The 7056-nt window shown below is 68.4% G+C and carries 5 protein-coding genes; all 5 read left to right on the top strand.

Features of this window, described 5'->3' with window-relative positions; translation table 11 throughout:
- Positions 1–74 precede the first annotated feature (74 nt).
- Positions 75–1379, top strand: coding sequence for a glycosyltransferase WbuB (locus tag AC1DS3_RS32385; protein WP_441634204.1), 1305 nt, complete (start codon positions 75–77; stop codon positions 1377–1379).
- 128 nt (positions 1380–1507) lie between these two features.
- The gene (locus AC1DS3_RS32380; protein ID WP_477128762.1) at positions 1508–2782 is read left to right on the top strand and encodes an acyltransferase family protein; all 1275 of its coding nucleotides are present in this window, start codon (positions 1508–1510) and stop codon (positions 2780–2782) included.
- A gap of 13 nt (positions 2783–2795) precedes the next feature.
- Positions 2796–4310: a hypothetical protein gene (locus AC1DS3_RS32375; RefSeq protein ID WP_477128761.1), complete on the top strand. Its 1515-nt coding sequence runs from the start codon at positions 2796–2798 to the stop codon at positions 4308–4310.
- Positions 4307–5515, top strand: coding sequence for a glycosyltransferase (locus tag AC1DS3_RS32370; RefSeq protein ID WP_477128760.1), 1209 nt, complete (start codon positions 4307–4309; stop codon positions 5513–5515). Before AC1DS3_RS32375 ends, AC1DS3_RS32370 begins: the two co-directional genes overlap by 4 nt.
- A gap of 148 nt (positions 5516–5663) precedes the next feature.
- Positions 5664–7056 (top strand): FAD-dependent oxidoreductase (locus tag AC1DS3_RS32365; RefSeq protein ID WP_477128759.1); only part of this gene is annotated, 1393 nt, incomplete at its 3' end.

Genomic DNA, 7056 nt, shown 5'->3' with positions numbered 1-7056 from the left:
CTCCCCGGCCGGCTGGCCGGGAGGAAGGCGTCACGCTGTCGGAGTGACACACGCAGAACCAAATGGAGAGTCCCGTGAGAATCCTGATCTGCGGACAGAACTATGCGCCGGAGCTGACCGGCATCGGCAAATACACCGCCGAGATGGCCGAAGCGCTGGCCGCCAGCGGGCATGAGGTACGCGTGGTCTGCGCGCCGCCCTACTACCCGGGCTGGCGCGTGGGCGATGGATATTCGGCCTGGCGCTACACCCGCGAGCTGCGCGGCGGCGTCCAGGTGCATCGCGCGCCGTTATGGGTGCCCGCGCGCCCGACCGGCGCCACGCGCGTGCTGCACCTCGCCAGCTTCGCGCTTGGCGTGCTGCCGTCCTTGTTCAGGCAGGTGCTATGGCGCCCGCACGCCGTGATGGCGATCGCGCCCAACCTGATGAGCGTGCCCGCCACATGGGTGGTGGCGCGCCTGGCCGGCGCCAGGACCTGGCTGCACGTGCAGGACTATGAAGTCGACGCTGCCTTTGAGCTGGGCATGCTCAAAGGCGCAAGGCTGCGGCGCGCGGCGCTTGCCACGGAGCGCCTGCTGATGCGTGGCTTCGACGTGGTGTCCACCATCTCGGAGAAGATGGCCGAGCATGCGGTGCGCAAGGGCGTGGCCAGCACGCGCGTGTTCCGCCTGCCCAACTGGGTGGACACCACCGCCATCTACCCGCTGGAGCGGCCCAGCACCTATCGCGAGGAGCTCGGMATCCCGCCGGACCAGAAGGTGGTGCTCTATGCGGGCAACATGGGCGAGAAGCAAGGACTGGACATCCTGGTGTGCGCGGTTGCCGCACTGGCCGGCAATGCCGGCATCACCTTTGTCTTCTGCGGCAACGGCCCGGCCCGGGCCATGCTGGAAACCCACTGCGCCGGGCTGGACAACTGCCGCTTCCTGCCGCTGCAGCCCGTCGACCGGCTTAACGAGCTGTTGAACCTGGCGGACATCCATGTGCTGCCCCAGCGCGGCGATGCGGCCGACCTGGTCATGCCCTCCAAGCTGACCGGCATGTTTGCCAGCGGCCGCGCCATCGTCGCCATGGCGCTGCCGGGGACCGAGCTGTTCGCGGCGGTATCGCCGCGCGGGGTTGCGGTGCCCCCGGACGACGTCGAGGCACTGGCGGGCGCCATCAAGCGGCTCGCGGCATCGCCCGCGCTGCGTGCGGAGCTGGGGGCCGCGGCGCGCGGCTACGCCGAGGCCACGCTGTCCGCCGCCGCCGTGCTGTCCCGCTTCGACGCCAGGCTGCGCGCCTTGTGCGGCGAAGGCGCGGCCCGGCCCGCGGCGGGCGAGCCCCGCGTGGCGGAGGAACTGCCGGCCAACGTGTTGCAGCCGGAGAAGGCGGAATAGGTGGAGCAGGCGCGATGGGCGCGATGGGCAATGGGCGGAGCAGGTGGCGTAGGCCGGGCATCGCGTTCGCAACAACAAGAATGCGGGCGCAGAACCTGGCGCAAAGACAAGGACAGGGGAGGTGAGGCATGTCAGCGACACAACCAGGAGCGGCGCCAGCACAAAGCCGCGTGGCAGCGCAGCCTTACGGCACGGCGACGACAAGCCATGCCGTGGGAACATTGCCCGCGCTCACCAGCATCCGCTTCCTGGCGGCCCTGACCGTCGTGCTCTGCCACTTCACCGAGATCGGCGTGCTCAACGGCCCGGCGTGGTTCCTGCAGCTGGCGGACGGCGGCCGCCCGGCTGTCTCGCTGTTCTTCGTGCTGTCCGGCTTTGTGCTGACCTTCACCTACCGGGGCAAGATCGGCCTGCCAGGCGGCGCTGCCGCGTTCTACGCGGCGCGCTTCGCCCGGATCTACCCGGTGCTGGTGCTGTCGCTGCTGTTATCGCTGCCGGTRACGGTGTGGCTCTTGCATACGGGCGACGGCGAGCTGTTGCGCGAGTGGTATGGGCTCAAGGGGTCGTACTTGGCCATGCTGGCGGCGAGCCTCGTGGCCCAGTTGCTGGCGCTGACCGCGTGGCTGCCGTTCTCGGCGCTCAACCAGCCCTGGAACGGACCGGCCTGGAGCATCTCCTGCGAGGCCTTCTTCTACGCCTTGTTTCCGTTGCTGCTACGCCGGCTGGAAAAGCGTGGCAGCGGCGCGCTCGCGCTGCTGTGCCTGGCGCTGTGGCTGTTGCAAGGTGCCTGGATCGCGCTGCTGCTGGCGGTGCTGCCGCCGTCCCGGCATGGCTTCCTGGTGGCGCAGTTTCCGCTGACCCACCTGTTCGAGTTCGTGCTCGGTGTCTGCGCGGGCATTGCCTACGCGCGGCTGCGTGGCGCCGGCGGCAGCTGGCACACGCTGGGCATGGGCTTGGTGGCGGTGGCGGTTTGCGCGGTCGGCACGCTGGCGGTGCTGCGCCCGCTCAGTCCCGCCTTCTACCTGCAGGCGCCGTTCTTTGGCGCGCTGATCCTTGGCCTTGCCTTGCTGGAGCGGCCGGTGGCAGGCGTGCTGCACCGGCGCTGGCTGGTGTCGCTTGGCGAAGCCAGCTTCGCGCTCTACCTGATTCACGTACCGCTGGCGCGCCTGGCTTACCTGGCCGGCTGGCGCCAGCAGGCAGGCTGGCTGGCGGTGGCGCTGGCCATCTTGCTGAGCCTGGCCATCTACCGCTATGTCGAGGAGCCGATGCGCCGGCAGTTGCGGCGCCGGCTGGCGCGCCCGCGCGTAGTGTCGCCTGTGGTGCCGCCTGCGGTGCCGTCGACAGTGCCGYCCGCATCCGCGGCCCAGGCACCGGCCGTACCAGTGCAAGCCGCCAACGGATGAAGGAGGGCCTGCCATGCGCAACCGCTTCGCGACCATCTGGATATGGCTGATGCTATGCCCGCTGGCAGTGGATTTCAAAAGTGTCGATGAAAACGGCAGCCGCCTGACGCAGATCCTGCTGACCCTGCCGGTGATCGCAGCGGGCATTGCCCTGGCCTTGATCGCGCCGCGCTTTGTCACGCGCACCCGGCTGAGCTCGGTGGTCATGGCCGCATTGCTGCTGACCGTGCCGGGCAGCATCGTCCCGCAGTTGGTCCAGGGCAACGATGTCGGCAATTACCTGCGCGTGCTGTTGCCGTTCATGCTGTTCCTGATCGGCTACCTGGCCGCGCGCCATCCGTGGCCGCAAGAGCGCCTGACGCAGATCGAGTCGGCGATGTTCGCCGCCATGGTGACGTCGCTGCTGTTCAGCTTTGCCTACGGCATGGCGGTGGGGGGCGGGCTGGAGACGGTGCGGTTCCGCATTGTCTCGGTGGTTTTCCTGGCGACGCAGGGCGTGCTGCTGCACGAGTTCGTCATTGCCAGGCGCGTGACCAGGTTCACCGTGCTGCTGTTCATCGGCACCGTGACCATCGAGATGCTCAGCGTCACGCGCAGCTTGCTGGTCGGCACGGCGTTGCTGTTCTGCTTTGCCACGTGGTTGAGCGCGGCGTCGCTGCGCCATCTGCTCAAGGCGGTGCTGCGCGCGGTCGTCATCACCACGGTGCTGGTAGGCGGCACCGCGTTGATCGGCTCGGCGCTGTTCCCGAGCGTCGCCGCGCACTGGACCCAGCGGATTGCGGCGGGCAAGGCTACCGCATCCGGCATCGACCCGACGACCGCCACCCKGCTCGCCGAGCTGAAGGACCAGTATGACCAGGTCACCTCGAACGCGACCTCGCTCGTGGTCGGCAAAGGCTACGGGCATTTCTATCGCTACTCGCCCGCTTACCTGAAGGCGCTCTCCGGGCAGATGAGCGAGAAAGAGTTCTACGCCATCAACGAATGGACGGCGGGACATAACTTTTGGGTCTACCAGTTGTTCGCGGGCGGCTTGCTGTTTGGCATTGCGTTTCCCGCCATCGTGCTGTTCTCGCTCTATCGAGGCAGCATGGCCTATCGCCACTGGCGGCGCGTGGCGCCGAACGCGCCCAACCTGGCCGTGATGGGCCGCGCCTTGCTGGTGCTGGCGGCGCTGCCGGCCACGTCGATCGGCGGCAATCCGCTGGGCCCGCGCTTCTCCGGCGTGGTGTACGGCGTGGCGCTGGGCTTGCTGGTGGCCACGCATGCGCAGCTGGCGCGCTCGACGGCCGCTAGGCTCGCCGCGCAGGGCGCGGCGGCGGCCGAACGCGCGCGGCAGGCGCAACAGGCAAGACAGCGAAGGCCCAGACGAGCCCCGCTGGCGGGGGCGCCCGCGCTCGGGCCCGGGCCCTATGCGTCGATGCTGAGAACAATAGCCCATGCGCCGGCTGCCAGCGCGGCCAGCGATGACCAGCCAGAGCGCGCGCCCAAGCGTCTGCGATTTGCCCCGCAAGGAGTCGACCGATGAACATCCTTCACCTGCTTTCATCGATCGATCCCAGGCTGGGCGGACCGGTGGAATGCGTGCGCCAGGGCAGCGCCCAGCTTGTCGCGCAGGGCCATCGTGTGGAGGTGCTGTCACTCGATCCGCCGGATGCCCCCTACCTGGCCGATTTCCCCTTGYCTTTGCATGTGCTGGGCCCCGCGCGCGGCTACTACCACTACTCGCCGCGCCTGGTGCCCTGGCTGCGCGAGCATGCGCAGGAGTTCGATGCGGTCATCATCAACGGCCTGTGGCAATACCATGGCTTTGGCGCATGGCGCGCACTGCGCAAGCTGCAGGTGCCGTACTACGTCTACCCGCACGGCATGCTCGATCCCTGGTTCAAGCGCGCCTACCCGCGCAAGCACCTGAAGAAGTGGCTCTACTGGCCGTGGGCCGAGTACCGCGTACTGCGCGACGCGCGAGCCGTGTTGTTTACCGCCGAGGAAGAGCGGCGCCTGGCCGGCCAGTCCTTCTGGCTGTACCGCGCCAGGGAATCGGTCGTGAGCCTTGGCACGCAGCCGCCGCCCMCGGAGCACGACGCCGACGGCGTGGCGTTGCGCGAGCGCTTCCTGGCGGCATACCCCGAGCTGCGCGGCAAGCGCATCGTCTTGTTTCTTGGCCGCGTGCACGAGAAGAAAGGCTGCGACCTGCTGATCGACGCCTTTGCCCGCGTGGCGGCGCTGGACCCGCAGGCGCACCTCGTGATCGCGGGCCCCGATAGCGCTGGATGGGTGCCGCGGCTGCAATCGCAGGCCGCGGCGCGTGGCATCGACGCACGCGTGAGCTGGCCCGGCATGCTGCGCGCAGAGATGAAGTGGGGTGCGTTCTACGCCAGCGATGTGTTCGCGCTGCCCTCGCACCAGGAGAATTTCGGCATCGCGGTGGCCGAGGCGCTGGGTTGCGCCGTGCCCGCGCTGATCTCCGACAAGGTCAACATCTGGCGCGAGATCGAGCGCGACGGCGCGGGCCTTGCCGCGCCCGACACCGTCGAAGGATGCGAGGCGCTGCTGCGCCGCTGGCTCTCCATGGACGACGCCCAGCGCGTGCAGATGCGCGCCTGCGCCAAGGCCACGTTCAACCGGCGCTTCACCGTGGAAAGCATGGCTCGCGACCTGCTGCGCGTGCTGCAGTCCGGCGAGCCGGCGCAGGCCGTGATGGAGCCCGAGTGGCTGGGCCGGGATGCCTGATACGGGATGCGGCATGGGTCCGGCAGCGCACGCGCTTGGCCGCGGTTAGCGCAATGTTGGCGCACGCGAGCGAGGGCGCCGTACGAAGATGGAAGCGGGAAGGGTAGTGGCAATCCATTCTGAAGCCGGCCAACAGGGGGAGCAGTAGATGTTCATCGACACCAGAAAGCTCGAAGAGGACACCGTGGTGCATGCCACCGTCTGCATCATTGGCGCCGGGGTGGCTGGCATCACGCTGGCGCTGGAGATGCAGCGGCTGGGCATCGATGCCTGCTTGCTGGAGAGCGGCGGCTACAAGGCCGACGACGACACGCGCGACCTCTATCGCGGCGAGAACATCGGGCTGCCCTACACCTTCGCCGATGGCAGCCGCAGCCGCTTTCTCGGCGGCAGCAGCAATTGCTGGGGTGGCTGGTGCCGCCCGCTGGACCCGTGGGACCTGGAAAAGCGCAGCTGGGTGGCGCACAGCGGCTGGCCGTTCGGGCTCGATGAGCTCACCCCATACTACGAACGCACCCATGCGCTGCTCAAGCTCGGGCCCAACAACTTCGATCCCGCATACTGGGAGGCCGCCATCCGCCGTCCGGACGTGCGGCGCCTGCCGCTGATCGGCGAGCATGTCCGCGACACGATCTCGCAGTTCAGCCCACCGGCCCGCTTTGGCAAGCTGTACCGCGAGCCACTGGAACAGTCGCATCGCGTCAAGGTGTATCTCTATGCCAACGTGGTCGATATCGGCACCAATGCCGATGCCACGGCGGTGACGGAGGTCTCGGTCGYCACGCTCAGCGGGCGGCACGTCRAGGTGGCGGCGCGCTTGTTCGTGCTGGCCACGGGCGGCATCGAAAACGCGCGCCTGCTGCTGGCATCGAACAAGGTGCAGCCTGCCGGCCTGGGCAACGGCGCGGATCTGGTGGGCCGCTATTTCATGGACCATCCGCGGCTGATGTCCGGCAGTGTCCGCTTCAACAAGGGATGGGCGCGCAACAAGCTCTACGACATCAAGTACCACTACCAGAACGCCGCGGTGAGTGCCAACGGCACCTACGTGTCTTCGCAGTTCGCGCTCAAGCCCGCGGTGCTGGAGCGCGAAGGCCTGCTCAATGCGCGGGTGTGGTTCTTCTCGATGTTCTACGGCGAAGGCAGCAAGGGCGCGGAGGCGCTGTTCCGCACCAAGCAGGCACTGTTGAAGAAGGACCAGCCAGGCCACAGCCTCACCCGGGACCTGCTGACCATGGCCGCGCATCCGGTCGACACCGTGGGCTTCGGGCTGACCCGGCTGATGCAGCCGCGCTCGCTGATCACCGACGTCAAGATGCAGGCTATCGTGGAGGCCGATCCCGATCCGGACAGCCGGGTGACGCTKTCCGAACACCGCGACCGGCTCGGCGTGCCGCGAGTGCGCGTGCACTGGCGCGTGGGCAGCCTGGTGCAGCGTACCTTCGACCGCACCTTTGCGCTGCTGGCGCAGGAGCTGCAAAGCAGCGGCGTGGCGCAAGTCACGCTGGATCCACCCGTGGAGGGCCAGCCCTGGCCGGCCG

This window comes from Cupriavidus sp. 01L46, assembly GCF_056399905.1.
Note: the sequence above shows the minus strand (reverse complement) of the source record. Positions and strands in the feature narration are given on the sequence as shown.